Source organism: Pseudomonas sp. 5.2, assembly GCF_059025405.1.
The window spans coordinates 141,928-161,748 of sequence record NZ_JBYBHH010000007.1 but is presented as its reverse complement, the minus strand read 5'-3'; the positions used below and the strand labels follow the sequence as shown (position 1 = coordinate 161,748).

Annotated in this window: 16 protein-coding genes; all 16 read left to right on the top strand. The window is 66.0% G+C overall.

Going from position 1 to position 19,821, the window contains the following annotated elements; genetic code table 11:
• The 16 genes from AC5PZ0_RS13150 (at nucleotide 1) to AC5PZ0_RS13075 (ending at nucleotide 19,820) form a co-directional block, all read left to right on the top strand.
• Entirely contained in the window at nucleotides 1–300 is a 300-nt protein-coding gene (locus AC5PZ0_RS13150; protein WP_085272968.1) for a malonate decarboxylase subunit delta, read from the top strand.
• Entirely contained in the window at nucleotides 293–1,141 is an 849-nt protein-coding gene (locus AC5PZ0_RS13145; RefSeq protein ID WP_027593483.1) for a biotin-independent malonate decarboxylase subunit beta, read from the top strand. Before AC5PZ0_RS13150 ends, AC5PZ0_RS13145 begins: the two co-directional genes overlap by 8 nt.
• A complete protein-coding gene (gene mdcE / locus AC5PZ0_RS13140) occupies nucleotides 1,138–1,929 on the top strand; it encodes a biotin-independent malonate decarboxylase subunit gamma (protein ID WP_027593482.1) in 792 nt (263 codons plus the stop codon). Before AC5PZ0_RS13145 ends, mdcE begins: the two co-directional genes overlap by 4 nt.
• Nucleotide 1,930: 1 nt before the next feature.
• Complete coding sequence (locus AC5PZ0_RS13135) at nucleotides 1,931–2,545, top strand: malonate decarboxylase holo-ACP synthase (RefSeq protein WP_493855144.1); 615 nt, start codon at nucleotides 1,931–1,933, stop codon at nucleotides 2,543–2,545.
• The gene (gene mdcH / locus AC5PZ0_RS13130; protein WP_275744827.1) at nucleotides 2,542–3,462 is read left to right on the top strand and encodes a malonate decarboxylase subunit epsilon; all 921 of its coding nucleotides are present in this window, start codon (nucleotides 2,542–2,544) and stop codon (nucleotides 3,460–3,462) included. The genes AC5PZ0_RS13135 and mdcH overlap by 4 nt, the downstream gene beginning before the upstream one ends.
• 62 nt (nucleotides 3,463–3,524) lie before the next feature.
• Nucleotides 3,525–3,947, top strand: coding sequence for a malonate transporter subunit MadL (gene madL / locus AC5PZ0_RS13125; protein ID WP_027593479.1), 423 nt, complete (start codon nucleotides 3,525–3,527; stop codon nucleotides 3,945–3,947).
• A 2-nt stretch (nucleotides 3,948–3,949) separates the two neighbouring features.
• Nucleotides 3,950–4,714 carry a malonate transporter subunit MadM gene (madM, locus tag AC5PZ0_RS13120; RefSeq protein WP_027593478.1) on the top strand — a complete coding sequence of 255 codons (765 nt, stop codon included), beginning with the start codon at nucleotides 3,950–3,952 and terminating at the stop codon, nucleotides 4,712–4,714.
• Between the two features lie 270 nt (nucleotides 4,715–4,984).
• A complete protein-coding gene (gene mnxG / locus AC5PZ0_RS13115; protein ID WP_493855143.1) occupies nucleotides 4,985–10,852 on the top strand; it encodes a manganese-oxidizing multicopper oxidase MnxG in 5,868 nt (1,955 codons plus the stop codon).
• 18 nt (nucleotides 10,853–10,870) lie between these two features.
• Nucleotides 10,871–12,862: a cytochrome D1 domain-containing protein gene (locus AC5PZ0_RS13110; protein WP_493855142.1), complete on the top strand. Its 1,992-nt coding sequence runs from the start codon at nucleotides 10,871–10,873 to the stop codon at nucleotides 12,860–12,862.
• The gene (locus tag AC5PZ0_RS13105; RefSeq protein ID WP_050580734.1) at nucleotides 12,859–13,551 is read left to right on the top strand and encodes an SCO family protein; all 693 of its coding nucleotides are present in this window, start codon (nucleotides 12,859–12,861) and stop codon (nucleotides 13,549–13,551) included. The genes AC5PZ0_RS13110 and AC5PZ0_RS13105 overlap by 4 nt, the downstream gene beginning before the upstream one ends.
• Nucleotides 13,548–14,213, top strand: coding sequence for an SCO family protein (locus tag AC5PZ0_RS13100; RefSeq protein WP_027593475.1), 666 nt, complete (start codon nucleotides 13,548–13,550; stop codon nucleotides 14,211–14,213). Before AC5PZ0_RS13105 ends, AC5PZ0_RS13100 begins: the two co-directional genes overlap by 4 nt.
• A gap of 173 nt (nucleotides 14,214–14,386) precedes the next feature.
• Nucleotides 14,387–15,877, top strand: a complete 1,491-nt coding sequence (locus AC5PZ0_RS13095; RefSeq protein ID WP_493855204.1) for an ABC transporter substrate-binding protein — start codon at nucleotides 14,387–14,389, stop codon at nucleotides 15,875–15,877.
• Between the two features lie 12 nt (nucleotides 15,878–15,889).
• On the top strand, nucleotides 15,890–16,531 hold the full coding sequence (locus AC5PZ0_RS13090; RefSeq protein WP_265969958.1) for a SurA N-terminal domain-containing protein: 642 nt from the start codon (nucleotides 15,890–15,892) through the stop codon (nucleotides 16,529–16,531).
• 248 nt (nucleotides 16,532–16,779) lie between these two features.
• Nucleotides 16,780–17,313 carry a response regulator gene (locus tag AC5PZ0_RS13085; RefSeq protein WP_172960411.1) on the top strand — a complete coding sequence of 178 codons (534 nt, stop codon included), beginning with the start codon at nucleotides 16,780–16,782 and terminating at the stop codon, nucleotides 17,311–17,313.
• A gap of 61 nt (nucleotides 17,314–17,374) precedes the next feature.
• Nucleotides 17,375–19,045, top strand: coding sequence for a GspE/PulE family protein (locus AC5PZ0_RS13080; protein ID WP_099429180.1), 1,671 nt, complete (start codon nucleotides 17,375–17,377; stop codon nucleotides 19,043–19,045).
• Nucleotides 19,026–19,820, top strand: a complete 795-nt coding sequence (locus AC5PZ0_RS13075) for a hypothetical protein (RefSeq protein ID WP_027593470.1) — start codon at nucleotides 19,026–19,028, stop codon at nucleotides 19,818–19,820. Before AC5PZ0_RS13080 ends, AC5PZ0_RS13075 begins: the two co-directional genes overlap by 20 nt.
• Nucleotide 19,821 lies beyond the last annotated feature (1 nt).

The following is a 19,821-nucleotide window of genomic DNA, read 5'->3' as shown; positions in this document are numbered from 1 at the left end:
ATGGAAACCCTGACCTTTCAATTTCCCGCCGCCGAACCGGGGCGCGGGCGCACCGTGGTCGGCTGCGTCAGCTCCGGCGACCTGGAAGTGCTGATCGAACCCGGCATCGCCGGCAGCTTGCAGATCCAGGTCGTGACGTCGGTCAACGGCAGCGGCGCGCGCTGGACGCAACTGTTCCAGCGCCTGTTCGAAGGCCGCCAATGGCCAGCGGTGAACATCGACATCCATGATTTTGGCGCCACGCCAGGGGTGGTGCGCCTGCGCCTGGAGCAAGGTTTCGAGGAGATCGCCCATGACTGACACCGAACGTTTGCTGCACAGCCGCAGCCTCGTCGAAATGGGCGCCCGCCAGCGCGCCCGGGCACTACTTGACCCAGGGACGTTCCGCGAGCTGCTGGGCCCCTTCGACCGGCTCATGTCACCTTGGCTGCCGCGCCAGGGCATCGTGCCCCAGGCCGATGATGGCGTGGTCATTGCCAAAGGCCGGCTGAATGGCCGCAATACTGTGGTCGCCGCTATCGAGGGTGGCTTCCAGGGCGGCAGCATGGGCGAGGTGGGCGGGGCGAAGATCGCCGGTGCACTGGAATTGGCCATCGAAGACAACCGCAACGGCACCCCGACCTGCGCCGTGCTGCTGCTGGAAACCGGTGGCGTGCGCCTGCAGGAAGCCAACCTCGGCCTGGCGGCAATCGCCGAGATCCAGGCCGCGATCATCGAGCTGCGCAGCTACCAGCCGGTGATCGGCGTGATCGCAGGCTCGGTCGGCTGCTTCGGCGGTATGTCCATCGCTGCCGGCCTGTGCAGCCACCTGCTGGTTACCCGTGAGGCGCGCCTGGGCCTCAATGGCCCGCAGGTCATCGAGCAGGAAGCGGGCATCGCCGAATACGACGCCAAGGACCGCCCCTTTATCTGGAGCCTGACCGGTGGCGAGCAGCGCCATGCCAGTGGGCTGGTCGACGGCTACGTGGCCGATGATGCAGATGCAATACGCCAGCAGCTTTTGCACCTGCTCGACACCCCCGGCACAGACCGTGCTCGCCGCCACGCCTGGTACCTCGAGCGGCTCTCGCGCCTCGGCGATGACTGCCCGCAACTGGATGCCGCCGCTGTACGCAGCCTCTACCAAGGAGAAGCCAAATGAACCGAGCCATGAACTGGCTGCCGGGCCTGGCCGGCGGGCAAGTGCTGCCGGGTTACCCCGCGTCGCTGCAGGTGATCGACGGCGAACTGGACAACCGCCTGGCACGCTTCATTGCCGTGGTGCCCGATGCGCACAACCCGTTCCCCCGGGCGCGTGCGGGCGAGGTCGGCTTGCTGGAAGGCTGGGGGCTGGCCAAGGCGGTGAGCGAAGCGGTCGCGGCAGACCGCGACGGCGAGAAGCGGGCCATCGTCGCCGTCATCGATGTGCCCAGCCAGGCCTATGGCCGCCGCGAGGAGGCGCTGGGCATTCACCAGGCGCTGGCCGGTGCGGTGCAGGCGTATGCCGAGGCGCGCTTGGCCGGGCACCCGGTGATTGGGCTGCTGGTCGGCAAGGCGATGTCTGGCGCCTTCCTCGCGCATGGCTATCAAGCCCAGCGCCTGATCGCGCTGGATGACGCTGGGGTGATGGTGCACGCCATGGGCAAGGCCGCTGCCGCGCGCATTACATTGCGCAGCGTCGAAGCGCTGGAGGCCCTGGCCGCCGAAGTACCGCCGATGGCTTATGACCTCGACAGCTACGCCTCGCTGGGCTTGCTGTGGCGACGTCTTGGCGTGGACAACGCCGAGACGCCAAGTGCGGCCGATCTGGCCAAGGTACGTACCTGCTTGGCCGAAGCGGTGCGCGATATCGGCAACTCGACCGACCTGTCATCGCGGCTGGCGGGCGAAAACCGGCGTGCCTCCCGCGAGGTGCGCGAACACTTGCGCCGTCAGTGGCAGGGGGCCTGAGATGAATAGCCCACGCGCGCACGACCTGTTGTGGGGGTTGCCCCTTTGCGCGCTGCCTGAAGATGCTCCGCAGTGGGCGCATCAGGTGGTGGCAAGCGGTCAGCCTGTGGTGGTGCGCCGCGCCGCCTGCGCTGACGGCTGGGTGGCGGTGGGCCTGCGCGGCCTGAGCCGGGATCAGCGGCTGGGCACACAGATGCGCCTGGCCGATATCCAACGCCTGCAAAGCCCTGAGGCCCTGCGCTGGCGAGCACCGAGCCCGTGGCCTGCATTGCAGGCGTTGGCCTCGGTGGCCCCGGTACTCGATACCACCGGGCTGGCCTGGGGGCCGACAGGTGGGGTGGGGTACCAACTCGCCACTGAGACTGGCGTGCTGCACCTGGCCAGTGACCTGGACGTGGTCGTGCGCACGCCGCACCCCCTGGCACGCGCAAAAGCGCGGGAACTGCTGGACATACTGGACTGCGCGCCATGCCGTATCGATGTGCAATTGGAAACACCGGCAGGTGCCGTCGCCCTGCGTGAGTGGGCCGGTGTTGCCCGCCGCGTACTGCTCAAGTCGCCCCATGGCGCGCGCTTGGTGGTCGACCCCTGGGCAGCCTGGGCGTGTGCGGCATGAGCAGCTTGTTCGCGTTCCCCGGCCAGGGTGCCCAGCAGGTAGGCATGTTGCACCGCTTGCCCGAGGGGGCCGGCCCACTGCTGGAGGAGGCTAGCGATACGCTGGGTCATCAGGTGTTGGGCCTGGACAGCGAGCAGGCATTGCAGAGCACCCGGGCTGTGCAGCTGTGCCTGTTGCTGACCGGGGTGGCCTGGGCGCGCCGACTGCTGCAGCAAAGTCCCGCCCCCGACTATGTGGCAGGGCTGTCGATAGGGGCGTATCCCGCCGCTGTCACGGCCGGTGCGCTGGCGTTCGCCGATGCCGTGCGCCTGGTTGCGCTGCGCGGTGAGTTGATGCAGCGCGCCTATCCGCAGGGGTATGGCATGACCGCGCTGAGTGGCCTGGACCTGGCCAGTGTCGAGCGCTTGCTGGTGGAGGCGGGCGGTGAGGTCTACATCGCCAACCTCAACAGCGAAAACCAGATCGTCATTGCCGGCAGTGAGGCGGCCATGGCTGCGGTGGCCCAACGCGCGCGCAGCCTGGGCCAGGGCGTCGCGCGGCGCCTGGCGGTCAGCGTGCCGTCCCATTGCCCACTGCTCGACGCCCCGGCTGCGGAACTGGCCCAGGCCTTTGCTGCGGTCGAACTGCGAAGGCCCATCATCACCTACCTGAGCGGCAGCAGTGCACGGCCGATCCACGACCCGCAACGCTTGCGCGACGACTTGGCCGGCAACATGGCGCGGGTGGTGGATTGGCGTGCCACGTTGCGCAACGCCTATGAACGCGGGGTGCGCCTGCACCTGGAAATACCACCGGGCAGTGTGCTCAGCGGCCTGGCCCGCCAGGTGTTCGCCAATGGCCGCGTGGTAGCCATCGAGTCCACTCGGCTGGACAGCGTCGACGCCTTAATGCGTCAGGAGGTGGCCGGCAACCGATGACCGTGCTGTGCAACGCGAAGGACAACAACAAGCAACTTCGACAACACCTGAGGACAACAACAATGATTATTTATGGTGTGGCTCTGCTGGCGGTGTGCACGCTTGCCGGCGTTATCGTCGGCGACTTCCTGGGCGTGCTGCTGGGCGTCAAATCCAACGTGGGCGGGGTCGGTATCGCCATGATCCTGCTGATCTGTGCGCGGCTGTACATGCACCGCCATGGCGGTATGAGCAAGGAGTGCGAGTTCGGCGTCGGCTTCTGGGGCGCGATGTACATTCCGGTGGTGGTGGCCATGGCGGCCCAGCAGAACGTGGTCACGGCCCTGCACGGCGGGCCGGTGGCGCTGCTGGCGGCCGTCGGCGCGGTATTGGTGTGTGGCGCGACCATCGCGCTGATCAGCCGCAGCCACCGCGGTGAACCCTTGCCCGCACTGGAGCCCACACCCGAAACACCTGTGCAGGTTGCCCCTGCAGGAGGGCGCTGATCATGTGGCCGATCATTGACAATGCCTTGGAACACAACGGCCTGATCACCGCGTTCGCGGTTGTCGGGGCGATCATGTGGTTGTCGGTACTGATGTCGAAATACCTGACGTTCGGCCGGGTGCACGGCTCGGCGATTGCCATCGTCATTGGGCTGGTGCTGGCCTGGGTTGGCGGTACCGTGACCGGCGGGCAAAAGGGCCTGGCGGACATGGCGCTGTTCTCTGGCATCGGCCTGATGGGTGGGGCGATGCTGCGCGACTTCGCCATCGTCGCCACGGCCTTCGAAGTGCAGGCCACCGAGGCGCGCAAGGCCGGGATGATTGGCGCCGTTGCGTTGCTGCTGGGCACGGTGCTGCCGTTTATCGTCGGTGCGGCGGTGGCCTATGCCTTCGGCTATCGCGATGCCGTAAGCATGACCACCATTGGCGCGGGCGCGGTGACCTATATCGTCGGGCCGGTGACTGGGGCGGCGCTGGGTGCGAGCTCGGACGTGATGGCCTTGTCGATAGCCACCGGGTTGATCAAGGCCATCCTGGTGATGGTGTTCACTCCAGTGTCGGCCCGCCTGCTGGCCCTGGACAACCCGCGTTCGGCCATGGTGTTCGGTGGTTTGGCTGGGACGGTGTCGGGGGTAACCGCAGGGTTGGCGGCCACGGACCGGCGGCTGGTGCCGTACGGCGCGCTGACCGCGACCTTCCATACCGGCTTGGGCTGCTTGATGGGCCCTTCGATACTGTATTTCTGCGTGCGCGGCTTGATGGGCTGACCCACCCTTCACGCCCTCTGTGTGGAGCAGCCTTGCGCTGCGAAGAGGCCCTTACTAGCGGCGACTATCTACGGTGTTGTCACCGACCTCTTCCCAGCACAGGGCTGCTCCTACCCGCAGCCCCATCCCCCGAATCGGGGAAAACCGCTGGGGAATCCTCCCCAATCTGTTTCGGTTAGCGCTGTAACTCACCAAAAAATATAACAATTCTCATCTGGCATATACCTTGCTTAACCTCCACGCAGAGACCCTGTGTTCCGGAGGTGCAGCATGTCGACCCCGCTCAAAGGCCCCGTCCTGTCATCCCTTGTCCTGGCCCTACTCGGCTGGGAAGCGACCAGCGAGGCAGCTGTGCAGTGCCAGCGCACCCTGGTTGCCAATGTGGTCGCACTGGACCAGCCGCTGATGTTCAACCGCCTTGGCGCGCAAAACGCCAATGGCATGATGTTCGCCCTGCGCGAAGATGTCGTGGACGAGCACCAGGTCCCGCTTGGCAAAGGCGGAGCCGCAGTGCCTGGCAAAGTCACCTTGCGCCCGGACAAACGCCCACGGCCAATCGTCTTGCGAGTCGCTGCCGGTGACTGCCTCACCGTCAACCTGACCAACCTGCTGGCCTACCAGGCCAACCCCAACAAGCACGGTATCGACCACGAAGAAAACGAGGCCGAAGGTGAGGAAGAAGACGGGCCGGAGACCGAGTTCGAAAATGAAGGCGGTGAGCACTTCGTTGCGGATGAGCAAGTCAGCGACCGCCACGTAGGTTTCCAGGTCAACGGCATGCAAGCCGTCAACAGCATTGGCGACATCGCCGCCAACACCGGCCGCAACGGCAACTTCCTGGTGTCGCCGGGCAACACCCGCAGTTACACGCTGTATGCCGAACGCGAAGGGGCCTTCGCCGCCACCAGCCAAGGCGCGACCTTCGGCGGCCAGGGCGGCGCCGGCAACGTTGCCAACGGCTTGTTCGGCCAGGTGGTGGTGGTGCCCAAAGGCGGGCGCACCTTCCGCAACACCCTGACCGAAGAAGAAATGCGCCTGGCCACCACCGGCCGTACACCTACAGGCCAACCTGTCATCGATTACCAGGCCCGTTACCCGCAGGCCGAGCCCTGGATCACCGAAGGCAAGGCCGGCAAGCCGATCATCGCCATGGTCGATGGCAACGAGATTCTCAACAGCGAGACCGATGCCATCGTCATGGGCCCCAACCCAGACGGCAGCTTCCCCCGTTCGACCTACCCACTGGAGAGCGTCAACAAGCGCAACCCGGCGCTGCCCAACCGGCTGGATGCGTTCCGTGATTTCGCCTCGCAGTTCGCCGACGAAGTGGCCGGCACCCAGGCCTTCCCCGGCTACTGGGCCGACCCGATCATGGGCCACGTGCTGGAGCCGACCCGCGATTCGTTCATGATCAACTACGGCTCGGGCGGGATGGGCGCCGAGGTTGTGGCCAACCGCCTGGGCGTGGGCCCGATGCATGACTGCCTGTCGTGCGCCTATGAGGAGTTCTTCCTCAGCGCCCACACCGTGGGCGATATCGGCACGCTGGTGGACGTGCCGGCCAACGTCGGCCTGGAGAACATCCGCCCCGGCGAAACCCCACCGGCCAATGCCGTGGGCGTCAAGGCCAGCATGGCCCTGTACCCGTCGGAGCCGGCCAACGTCCACCATAGCTACATTGGCGACTTCACCAAGTTTCGTAATACGCACAATGGTCATGAACAGCACATTTTCCACTTGCACGGCCACCAGTGGCTATTCAACCCCAACGACGACAACTCCGACTATGTGGACGCCCAAGGCATCGGCCCGGGCATCGGGTACACCTACGAGATCGCCAACGGCGGCTCTGGCAACCGTAACCGCGTAGCGGGCGATGCCATCTATCACTGCCATTTCTACCCGCACTTCGCCCAAGGCATGTGGGCCATGTGGCGGGTGCACGACGTGTTCGAGGAAGGTACCCGGCTGGAGGTCAGTGGCCAGGATGCAAACGGCTTCCACATCACGCCGTTTGCCCTGCGCAGTGGCAAGCCAGCCGTCGGCGCACGGGCATTGCCAGACGGTGAAATCATTGCCGGTACGCCGATCCCCGCCATCGTCCCGCTGCCGGGCAAAGCCATGGCGCCGATGCCGGGCAAGGTGGTCGTGGTGCCTAAGCTTGCAGAGCAGTGGGTGGCCGCAAATGAGCAGGACGATGATGAAGAGGAAGAAGAGGGCGACGATGACCATGGCCACGGGGCAGCTGCGCCCAAGGCTGTCGGCTCCTTGGCCCTGGTCGACCGTAGCGAAACCAACCGCAACGCCGACGGCACCTTGAAAAACCCAGGCTACCCGTTCTGGATCGGTGGCATGGAAAGCAGCGTCGGCCAGCGCCCACCGACCCCGCCGCTGGACATGCTCGACCCTGCGCTTGCCCAGCAACTGAAAAACAGCGGCAATGCCCTGTGGGCCAACCTGGACCCCAACCAGGTCGATGGCTGGGATGGTGGCCTGGGCCGGCACGCGCTGGATGGCATCTCGGCAGGTGGCGAAGCATTGACCACCACCACCAAGCTGGATTTCTCCAAGGTGGTGCACAAAGCCAAGCCGATCTACCTGCCGGAAGAGGGCACCGAAGTCGAACAGGCGGCCATGAAGTTTCACGCCAAGGCTGAGCACCCCAGCTATGCGCTGATGCCGGGCAGCCAGCCGGTGGCGCGCAACTTCCGCACCAATGGCGCCTTGCCGACGGCCGGGGCACCGTTCTTTGAGCCGTGCATGGACGACCGCGGCAAGCGCCTCACCCAGACCTCGGGCATAGGCGAGTTCGCCAGCGGTGAAAGCCTGACCGGCATGAGCTTCCGGGGTGCGTCTGCCTTCACCGCCGACCGCCCGCGCATCTACAAAGGCGCCAACATCCAGTTCGATGCGGTCTACAACAAAGTGGGCTACCACTTCCCGCAGGCGCGCATCATTGCCCTCTGGGAAGACGCCTGGCCAGTGATCACCAAGCAGCGCCCACCCGAGCCGCTGGTGATGCGCATGAACACCTTCGATTGCACCATGTACCAGCACACCAACCTGATCCCGTCCATTTATGAGATGGACGACTACCAGGTGCGCACCCCAACCGACGTGATTGGCCAGCACATCCACCTGCCTAAGTGGGACCTCACCGCGGCTGACGGTTCGGCCAACGGCTGGAACTACGAGGACGGCATTCTTTCGCCCGGCAGCGTGGTCGAGCGCGTGCATGCCATTCGCGCCTACAACGGTTGCACCGAAGGCGATAGCCGAGACGGCACCGCCGCCTGCCCAAGCGCCAAGCAGCACCCGTACTTCGGGCGCTTTGGCCGGGCCGACTGGCTGGGCGCGCGTACCGCCATGCAGCGTTGGTTCGCCGACCCTGTGGTCAACGTGCACAACGTCGACCGCGGCCTGGGCACCATCTTCACCCACGACCACCTTGGCCCATCGACCCACCAGCAACTGGGCCTGTACGCCACGGTACTGGCCGAACCTGCCGGCTCCACCTGGTACCACGCCGAAACCGGCGAGCAGCTGTACAACCCGGCTGCGCGCCAGGACGGTGGGCCAACCTCGTGGCAAGCAGTGATCAAGACCGGTGACCACGATGGCGACGGCAAAAACGACAGCTACCGTGAGTTCTTCCTCGAGTACAGCGACTTCCAGCATGCCTATGAAGCCGGCGTGTACGTGGGCGCAGGGCCGGACGGTATTCCCAATGGCCAGTCGTACCCGGCCACGGCCGACAGCTTCCGCTACGCCATCAACCCACCGGTACGGCAGAAAGCCTCGTCGCTGCTCGAATCGGTGGTCGAGTCGCGTGGTGGCCTGAGCCCTGGCTGCCCAAGCCGGCCGTGCCCACAAGCCATTTCGGTGGATGACCCAGGCATGTTCGTCGTCAACTACCGTAACGAACCGCTGGCCCTGCGGGTGTTCGACCCCAACAAAGTGGCCCCGGACGGCAAGCGCGGCATGCAGGCCGATGGCCTGGGCGGTGACCTGAGCTATGCCTTGCAGAGCCGCACCGACCGTGCCATCCCAGCGATGAACATGGCGCCCTCGGCGATCACTTCGGCGGTCGGCCCAACCGGTGGCACCACGGTGTTCCCGCCGCACATCAACACCGCCGGTAGCGAGCCCGGTGACCCGTTCACGCCGCTGCTGCGCACTTACTCGGGTGACAACGTGCGCTTGCGCATGCATGCCGGTGGCCATGAAGAGGAGCACAACGTCACGCTGCACGGCGTCAAGTGGCTGCAGAATGGCTCGGGCTTCGGCAGCAGCTCCAACTCGGGGTGGAAGGCATCGCAGATGATCGGCATCTCCGAGCAGCTGGGCTTCATGGCGCCGGTGTCGATGATTTCCAGCTCTGCGGCCACCAATGGCGACTACCTGTACTCGCTGGACGCGGCACTGGAAGGCTACTGGAACGGCATCTGGGGCATCATGCGCAACTACACCACCTTGCGCCCGGACTTGTTCCCGCTGTCGAACAACCCGCAGCCGGTGGCCATGCGCAACACCGTGAACTTTGACGGCATCTGCCCAAAAACCACCACCAATGCCAATGGCATTGGTACCCGCGCCACGGTCAAGCGCAGCTACGAGATCGTTGCCGCACTGGCCAACGACATTCTGGAGAACCGCCACGGGGTCAGCATCACCGACCCGGCCGGCGTCGGCCAGCATGTCGGTGGGCCGCTCAAGCCTGGCGGTGGCACGCTGGTGTTCAACAGCCGCAAGACCAGCATCCCGCAGGTGACCGTGGTGGATGAGGAGGACGGCACCACCTTCACCGTTGGCGGCCACAGCGCACCACTGCACGACCCGACCGCGGTGCTGTATGTGCGCAAGGCAGACCTGGACGCGACCACCGGCAAGCTTAAACCCGGCGTGCCGGTAGAGCCCCTGGTGCTGCGCGCCAACGCTGGCGACTGCATCAGCATCACCCTGGAAAACCGCCTGCCGCTGGTGATGCCAGATCTGCCAAGCACGGCCGTGATGCAGAACGTGGTCAAGCGTGACCGTAACGGCAGCGAAGGCTCCACGGCGTTCAACAACAACCTGATGCGGCCATCCAGCCATGTTGGCCTGCACGCGCAGTTGCTGGCCTACGACATCACCAAGTCCGATGGTGCCAACGTCGGCCTCAACCCGGTGCAGACCGTGCCGCCGCGTGCCGGCACCAGCGGTGCCTACCCGAGCAAGGTGTACCAGTACTACGCCGGGCACCTGGAGCGTGAAGGCAAGCCGGTGCTGCAACTGGGCCGCACGGTGGACAACATCAACACCACGGCGATCGAATTCGGCGGCCTGAACCTGACCCCGTCCGACTTCATCAAGCAACCGCAAAAAGGCCTGGTGGGCGCCATGAGCATCCTGCCGCAAGCCGCCACCTTCACCGAGGACACCGCCAGCCGTGCCCAGGCCACGGTAAAAGTCAGCGGGCAGCCGGACTACCGCGACTTCGTCACGGTGTGGCAGCGCTCGATGAACATGCGCTGGGCAGACGGCCGCCCCGTGGAAGGTATCGCTACTGAAGGCAATGGCGTGCCGGGCGATCCGAAGGACAACGGCAACATGGCCATGAACTACAAAACCGAACCGCTGTGGTTGCGCTTCGGCATGGCGCCGGACGCACCGTTCGGCCATGCCGACGGCAATGGCTTCGCCGATGTGCCAAACGCCCACATGGCCTACAGCAACGCCCTGGTCGGAGGCGACCCGCAGACGCCCGTGCTCTGGGCCAAGCCCGGCCAGCCGGCACGCAGCCATGTGCTGATGCCCAGCGGTGGCAGCCGTGGCATCACTTACCAGCTGGACGGGCACCTGTGGCCACTGCACGCCTACCAGGCCGAGAAGAACGACGCCGATGGTTACCCGATGAACCTGCCAGGCATCGGCTCGGTGCGCTTCGGTTTCAACCCGATGTCGATCTATATCGGTGCCCAGGAAAGCGTACTGCCGGCGGCGCACTTCAGCTTCATGCTGCCCAGCGCGGGTGGTGCCAATGCGGTGCCGGGGGACTACCTGTTCCGCGACTATGCCGCCTACGGCAACCTCTCGGGGCTGTGGGGGATTTTGCGGGTCAGCAACGAAGCGCCGCCCGCAACGGCTGCGCCACAATAACGACACGGGAGTGCGAGCATGAACAAGAAGACTCGCCCTGCTTACTTGGGGGTACTGCTGGGAGTGGCACTGATCGGCCTGGGCGTGGCGTATGAGCAGCTCTGGTGCGACCCACGCGAGCTGCTGCAGGAGCCTGCCGACCCGCAGGCCCTGCACCGGCTCAGCCGGGACGGGGTAACCGTGGAGTTCGAGGCGCGGCCGCTGGCCGGGGGCGAGCTGCGCGAAGGCGCCTTCGCCAACGTGCGCTTCAAGGTCAGCGACCAGGCCAGCGGCCAGCCGCTGTCGGGCATGGCGCCGGGGGCCTGGATCGACCCGGCCCAGTCGGCACCGGTCGGCGACCGCGACCAAAGCTGCAAGGCCCGCGTGGCGCTGTTTCTCAAAAGCAGCATTGGTGCCCGGCCATTGCTCGACCTCAACAGCTACTTTCTGTTGATGCTGAACAAGGACGCCAGCCTGACGGTCATCGACCCGACGGTTTCGGTGGGGGGCGTCACCAGCACCATGGCCCGTATCGAGCTGCCAGGCAGGCCCATGGACTGGGCGGCCACCGGCGACGACAAGCAGGTGTTCGTGTCGATCCCGGAGCGCGGCAAGGTGTCGGTGATCGATACCGAGACCTTCACCCGCGTGGCCGACCTGGATGCCGGCGACCAACCGACGCGGGTGGCGCTGCAACCGGACCAGCATCGGCTGTGGGTGGGCAACAACAGCAGCGACCCGGCCAAGGGGGGGGTAACGGTGATCGACGTGCCCGGGCGCAGCACCCTCAAGTCCTTCGCCACCGGCTCTGGGCACCATGAGATCGCCTTCAGCAGCGACTCGCGCTACGCCTTTGTCAGCAACCGCGACAGCGGCACCCTGAGCATCATCGACATCCCTGAAATGCGCCTGGCCAAGACCCTGGAGGTGGGGCCGCACCCGCTGTCGGTGAGCTACTCGGCGCTGTCCCAGGCGGTCTATGTGGTCGATGGCGAAGAAGGCACGGTGCGGGTCATCGATGCCCGCAGCCATCAACCGCGCCACACCGTCACGGCGGAACAGGGCCTGGGCCCGATGCGTTTTAGCAGCGACGGGCGCTACGGCATCGTGCTCAACACCCTGGAGAACCAAGCCTTAGTGATCGATGCCAGTACCGACACGCTCATCCACCGCATCCCGGTGGCGGCCGAACCCTACCAACTTACCTTCACCAAGGGCTATGCCTACGTCCGCGGCCTGGCCTCGCCCAAGGTCAGCATGATCAACCTGAGCAGCCTTGGGGAAGGGCGTTCGCCGATCGTGCAGGGCTTCGACGCCGGCCCTGCCGCGCCGCGCCAAGCCGGTGATCTGCCGCTGGCACAAGGGTTATCGGTGTCGCGTGACGACAACTCGGTGTTCGTGGTCAACCCGGTGGACAACACCACCTACTTCTACGCCGAGGGCATGAACGCGCCGATGTCGGGCTACAACAACCGCGGCCACCAGGCCCGCGCCGCCATCGTCGTCGACCGCAGCCTGCGCGAGGTGGCCCCAGGGGTGTATGGCTCGACGGTGAAGCTGCCGGCGGCCGGCAAGTTCGACGTGGCCTTCCTGCTCAACCAGCCGCAAATCATCCACTGCTTCAGCACCGATGTGGGCGAGGCGCCGAATGCCCGCAAGCACAAGGGCGCGCATGCCGAGTTCCTTGGCCTAGAGCAGCCTTTGCCGCAGCACAGCGCCTTCACCGCACGGGTGCGCATCGTCGGCGACGACGGTGAACCGCGCCTGGGCCTGAATGACCTGAGCCTGCGCTACTTCCTGGCGCCGTCGTCGATGCCGCGCAACCTGCGCCTGGAAGAAGTGGGCGAGGGCGTCTACCAAGCGGCCTTGACCCTGCCTGAAGCCGGCGCCTGGTACCTGCATGTGCAGTCGCCGTCGCTGGGCCGCAAGTTTGCCGAAGAGAATTACACCAGCCTGCGCGTCCTGCCGGCCTCGGCCTCCACGGCGTCCCAAGGGGACGCTTCCCAGATGCAAACCAGGAGTGTGCGATGAACGCCAAGCATGCTTTTACACGGCTGGGCCTGAGCCTGGCGCTGCCCCTGTTGTTGTCCAGCAACCTGGCCCTGGCCCATGCCGGGCATGACCACAGCGGCCATGCCGAGCAACCGCCCGCCGCGCGACAGGAGAAAGCCAGTGTGCGCTTTGCCGATGTCTCGCTGCTGGACCAGGACGGGATGCCTGTGCGCCTGGAGAAGGACCTGGTCGGCGATCACCTGGTGGTGATGGGCTTCATCTACACCAGTTGCACCACGGTGTGCCCGGTGGTGTCGTCGATCATGGGCAAGGTCCAGCAGCAGTTGGGCGGCCGTGTGGGTGAAGAAATCCACCTGGTGTCGATCAGCGTCGACCCCCAGCGCGATGATTCCAAGCGCTTGCAGAGCTACGCCAAGGCCTTCCAGAAAGGGCCGGGCTGGAGCTGGCTGACCGGTACGTCGTACGCCATCACCGAAACCCTCAAAGGCCTGGGCAGCTTCAGTGCCGACCTCAGCCAGCACCCGCCGCTGATTCTGGTGGGCGATGGCCGCAGCGGCCACTGGACGCGCTACTACGGCTTCACCGACCCGGCGGTACTGGTCGCGGAAATCAACCGCCTCAGCGCCCGCCGCGTGCATGCCAAGAGCACGGCCATCGCCGAACACCATGCCGACCACACCGGCGACCATAACGAGGTGCAACCATGAGCCATCTGATTTCACGCCGCGCCGGTATGCGCGGTCTCGACTGGCTGGTACTGGGCGGTTGCCTGTGGATTCTTGCCTCGGTCGCATTGGCCCATGAAGGCCATGCCCAGCAGGCGCCCGAGCCACAGGCAGCGCCCCAGGCGATGACCAGCGGCGGCGGCACTCGCGATGCCCAGACCTGGTTCACCGACACCGTGCTCAAGGACCAGAACGGCCGCGACCTGCGCTTCTACAGCGATGTGCTCAAGGACAAGGTGGTGATGCTTAACGTCATCTTCACCCACTGCACCGACGCCTGCCCGTTGATCACCCGCAAGCTGCGGGAGGTACGCGAGGCCATGGGGCCGGCGTTGGCCGGGCAGGTGACGTTCGTCTCAATCAGCAGCGACCCGCTCAACGACACCCCGGCGGCGCTCAAGGCCTTTGCCGAGAAGCAGGGCGTGGACGGCCCCAACTGGCTGTTCCTGACTGGCGACAAGGCCAGTGTCGACTTGGTACTGGGCCGCATCGGCCAGTTCCTGCCCAGCCCCGAACAGCATTCCACGCAGCTGATTGCCGGTGACGTGGCAGGCAAGCGCTGGAGCAAGATCCGCCCCGATGCGCCCCCAATGGCGATCGCGCAGCGCATGCAGCTGCTGGCCCAGCCGCTGGCAGGGCGGTGACGGCCATGAATGCCAGGACTGCATTGCGCTGGCCCCATCGCCGGCAAGCCGGCTCCCACAGGGTATGCACAACCTTCAGCGGCACCGCTATCCCTGTGGGAGCCGGCTTGCCGGCGATGGGGCCCGCGCAGGCAAGAAATGCCCTCATCAGGTCCCTGACCTTGCTCATCACCATGAGCCTATGCAGCACAGCCTTCGCCCTGGACCTCACCGAACACGAACAGGCCGGCAAGCGCCTGTACCGCGAAGGCCAGTCGAGCAGCGACGCACAATTGCTGGCGCGCGTCGGCTCCAGCGACATGAGTGTCCCTGCCAGCGTCTTACCCTGTGCAAGCTGCCACGGCGCCGACGGCCGCGGCCGCGCCGAAGGCGGTGTTCGCCCGCCGAGCCTCGACTGGCAACGCCTGGCCCTGGGCCAGGGCGAGCGGCAGACCAATGGCCGCAGTTACCCGCGTTACACCGACGCCAGCCTGGCCAGGGCGATCCAGCAGGGGGTGGACCCTGCCGGCAATCGCCTGGACGCCGCCATGCCGCGTTTCGATTTAACCCTGGCCGACCAGCGCAACCTCACCGCCTACCTCAAACGCCTGGCCGATGAGCGCGACCCGGGCGTGGAGGAGGGCGTGCTGCGCCTGGGCACCTTGCTGCCGGGCTCCGGGCCGCTGGCCGAAGCAGGGCACGTGGTGCGCGCAGTACTGGAAGACGGCCTGGCGCAACTCAACCAGCAAGGCGGTGTGCACGGGCGGCGCCTGGAACTGGTGGTGCTCGACCCAGGCAGCGACGCCGACAGCGCCGAGCAGGCCCTTCGCCAACTGCTGGACAAGGAGCAGGTGTTCAACCTGATTACCCCCCTGGCACCCATGCTCGACCAGCGCCTGACCGCGGTGTTGGCGCAGCAGAACGTGCCGCTGATCGGCAGCACCCCGCGCAGTGGCGGCAGTGCGCAGATCTTCGACCCGCTGCCGGGCTTGCCTGCGCAACTGCTGAGCCTGGCCGGCCACGCCCGTGACGCCTTGGGCCTCGCCCCAGATGGCTTGCGTGTGGTGTATGCCGGTGACGAGCAAGCGCCGCTGGCCGAGCAGGTGCGTGAACACCTTGTGCAGCAAGGCTGGGCCCCCGGCGCCCTGCAGCCCTTCGATGGCCAGGCGGTGGACGGCCAGGGCATCGTCTTCGTTGGCCGCGCCCAGGCCTTTGCCGAGTTGGCTGCCGCGTTGCAGGCGACAGGCCGTCAGCCTTACCTGTTTGCAGCGTCCAGCCAGGTGGTCGGGGCCGTGGCGAACTTGCCTGCGCAGTGGTCGCAACGCGTCTACCTTGCCTACCCATTCGTGCCCGAAGACTGGACCGAGCAAGGCCTGGCGACCCTCGCCGGGCTGCAACAACGCCAGGGCCTGGACCCGCGTCAGGCGTCCTTGCAGGTCAACACCCTGTGCGCCCTGCGCTTGCTGACAGAGGCCCTTAAACAGATCGGCCGAGATGCCAGCCGCGAGCAACTGATCACGGCCCTGGAGGGCCTGCACGACGTCACTACCGGCCTCACGCCAGCCCTGGGCTTCGGCCCCGGTCGCCGGCAGGGCATGGCCGGTGCCCACGTGGTGGCGGTGGCCTTGCCCGGGCCGCGCTTCACCTCGGTCACCCCGTACCGGCCAGTGCCGGACACCCCTTGAGCGGAGGTTGCCATGCGTACCCTGTTGCTGTGCCTGTTGCTGCTGGTCGCCAAGGCGAGTTGGGCCGATGTGCCGGCCGCGCGGGTAAACGGTGTCGAGATCGATGTGATGCGCCTTGAGCGCTACTTCACGGAGTACCTCGAAGCCCAGGGCCGCGCGGTGGCCAGCATCCGCAACCCGACCTTGTACAAGCGCCTGCGCGACCAGGCCTTGGACGAGCTGATCGACAAGGAGCTGCTGTGGCAGGAGGCCCAACGCCAGGGCATCGGCATCAGTGATGAACAGGTGTCTGCCCAGGTTGGTGACGTGGAGGCGGCGTTTGGCAGCCCGACAGTGTTTGAACGGCGTCTGGCGCAGGCAGGCTTCGATAGGGCAGAGTACGCTGATTACACCCGCCGCGAGCTGGCTGCCCAGCGGGTGTATGCCCAGCTCAGCGCGGTCGACGCGCCCAGCCAGGCCGAGGTGGAGGCCTTCTACATGGCCAATCGACAAAGACTGCAAGGAGCGCAGAACCAAAGTGATAACCCTTCTGTCATACGTGAACAGGGCCTGGTCTTGGCCAGGGCCTCGCTCATCGGGCAATTGCAGGCGCAAGCGCGGCAAGCTGTGCGCCAACGTTTGCGCGAATCCGCTAAAGTGGAAATCGCCGACTGAAGGCCCCGATGGCGTTTCCCCAAAGCTGGGGAATAACGACTTGGCAAAGTGCCATCAGGTCCCCCGGATGTGGGGAACCGGGCGAGCTCGCCTGCTCGCTGCGCCTGGGGTGTTTTCGGGCACCCTTGCCAGATCAACGACTTACAGTGGTGCAGCATGACTATTCACGCCTGGCACGAAGCCTGCTCAAGCCTTACCAAGGCCGCACTTCGCAGACCGGGAAACCGGGCAGTATTTGGGAGTCGACCTTGGTGAACAGAGTATTGGTAGTCGATGACGAACAGACTCTTGCGCAGAACCTGCAGGCGTATTTGCAGGCGCAAGGCCTGGAAGTTCATGTTGCCCACGACGGTGCCAGTGGTATCGAACAGGCTGAACGCCTGGCACCGCAAGTGATCGTGCTGGATTACCGCTTGCCCGATATGGAGGGTTTTCAGGTACTGGAGACCGTGCGCAAGAACAGGCAGTGCCACTTCGTGCTGATCACCGCCCACCCGACCGCCGAGGTCCGTGAGCGAGCCGCCGAACTTGGCGTGACCCATGTCCTGTTCAAACCGTTCCCGTTAGCGGAACTGGCGCGCGCGATCCTCGACCTGATGGGCATCGAGCGCCGGCGCAGGGCCACGGACAACCCGGCAGAAGGGTTCGTCGAACGACGCCAGACCAGGAACGAATCGTTCCCCCTGCAGTTGTACGATGGTAGCTGGGTACTGGCTGACCGCCGCCGTAATGGCGCCAAGCCCCCAGGTCCGGATGACGAACAACTGCTCACAGGGGAATAGCGGCGCCCGCTGCCCTGGCTGAGCCAGCCTGCGACGCGCCCCCTGAGCGGAGTCGCAGGCCATGCCCGAAGTACTCGAGATTGTCGGTTTTACACGCGAGCTGCTGGCCCAGGCCCGTCTGCAAGCCAGTGACGAGCGCCTGCTCAATTGCCTGGAGCGCCTGGCCAACGACACCCCGGACACCTTCACCCGCCGCCTCGGCATCACCCTGCATTACCCCGTGCTGCACAGCCAGGCGCTGCTGGCCAGCACCCCCCGCTTCGACAAGGTCAGCCTGGCCCAGTGCCTGAAACGCGAGTTCGTGCTGATCGAGCAGGGCGGCGAACTGCTGGGTGTGTTCGCCGACCCCTTCGACCCTGCGCGCCTGGCCTGGATCGACGATGTGCTGCAAGGCGCGCCGCTGTACCTGGCGCACGCCGCCGAGCTGGCGACGTTTCTGGCCCGCCATGAAGAAAGCTTCCACGCGGTCGATGCGCTTGACCACGACAGTGAAGCCAGCAGCGAAAGCGACCCGCTGCAACGCCTGTCGCTGACCAGCATCAGCGAAGACCAGAGCCGCGTGGTCAAGCTGGTCAACTCGACCCTCTACGACGCCCTCAAACTGCACGCCAGCGACATTCACCTGGGCATGACCGGCCAGGGCCTGACCATCAAGTACCGTATCGACGGTGTGCTCAACGGTGCCGGCAAGGCCAGCGGCAGCGCCTTCGCTGACCAGGTGATCTCGCGCATCAAGGTCATGGCCGAGCTCGACATCGGCGAGAAACGCGTGCCCCAGGACGGCCGTTTCAAGGTCGCCGTGGGTGAGCGGCAGATCGACTTCCGGGTCTCGATCATGCCCAGCATCTTTGGCGAAGACGCCGTGCTGCGAGTGCTCGACAAACAGGACCTTTCCGACAAGGTGAGCGGCGTGCAGTTGCAGGCCCTGGGCTTTGCCGACGAAACCCTGCGTGCCTTGCGCCGGCTGGCCGCCGAACCCTACGGCATGATCCTGGTCACCGGCCCCACCGGCAGCGGCAAGACCACCACCCTGTACGCCATGATCAGCGAGATCAACCACGGCGTTGACAAGATCATCACCATCGAAGACCCGGTCGAATATCAACTGCCCGGCGTGTTGCAGATCCCGGTCAACGAGAAGAAGGGCCTGACCTTTGCCCGCGGCCTGCGCTCGATCCTGCGCCACGACCCGGACAAGATCCTGGTCGGCGAGATCCGCGACCCGGACACAGCACAGATCGCCGTGCAGTCGGCCCTGACCGGGCACCTGGTGTTCACCACCATCCACGCCAACAACGTCTTCGATGTGATCGGCCGCTTCAGCCAGATGCAGGTCGACCCCTACAGCTTCGTCTCGGCGCTCAACGCCATCTTGGCTCAGCGCCTTATTCGCCTGGCCTGCCCGCACTGCGCCAGCGCCTGCGAAGTGGACGATGAAACCCTGCTGGCCTCGGGCCTGACCCGCGCCGCCGTCGCGGGCTGGACGTTCGTCCGCGCCCAGGGCTGTGGCCAGTGCCGTGGCAGCGGGTATCGCGGCCGCAGCGCCATCGCCGAGCTGCTGCACCTGGACGATGACCTGCGGCAGATGATCGTCGAACGCCGCCCCCTGTCGCAGATCAAGACTCTCGCCTGCCAGCGCGGCCTGCGCTTGCTGCGGGCATCGGCCCTGGACCTGGTCCGTGACGGCCGCACCACCCTTGAGGAGATCAACCGTGTCACATTCATTGCGTGATCGTGCTGCTCATAAATACTGTGCCGTGCTCGGCGCCGAGGGTGTTGGCCTGGGTTGCTGGAAAGGCAACCAGCACCAGTGGCTGGGCAGCCGCGAATTCAGCTGCGACGCCGCCCAACCGGCCTGGGAAGCTGCCGTCGAGGCGCTGGGCGCACTGCTGGCCGAGCACGCCGTACGCGGCGCCCAATTGCGGGTGTTGCTGTCGGCCCGCTACAGCCGCTTCTGCCTGGTGCCGTGGAGCGATGCCATTGGCCATCCACGCGAGCTGGATGCTTATGCGCGGGCCTGCTTCGAGAACCTCTACGGCCAGTCGCTGGGTGACTGGCGCATCGTCCTCTCGCCGGAGCCGGCAGGTGCCGCACGCATTGCCACGGCGTTGCCCGAGGCCTTGCTGCAACGGCTGCAGGCGCTGGGCCGGGAAAGCCGCCTGAGCCTGCGCTCGGTGCAGCCGTACCTGATGGCGGCCTACAACCGTTGTTCGGCGCAGCTGGCACAAGGCGACTTCCTGTTCGTCCTCGCCGAGCCGCGCCGCAGCGTGCTGTTGCTGGCTGCTGGCGGTGCCTGGCAGCAGGTGCTGGCGCAAGGCTGTGCCGATACCGACCAGGCCCTGCAAGCGTTGATCGAGCGTACCTGCGAGCTGTACGGCGAGCATCTGCCACGGGTCTACCTGCATGCGCCTGGCCGCGGCGACGTGCCGCAACTGGCAGCGGTGCAGCTGTGCCAGCCGGCCAGCGAAGCCGACCCCCTGTGCGCCATGTGGCGGGCGGTGGCCTGAC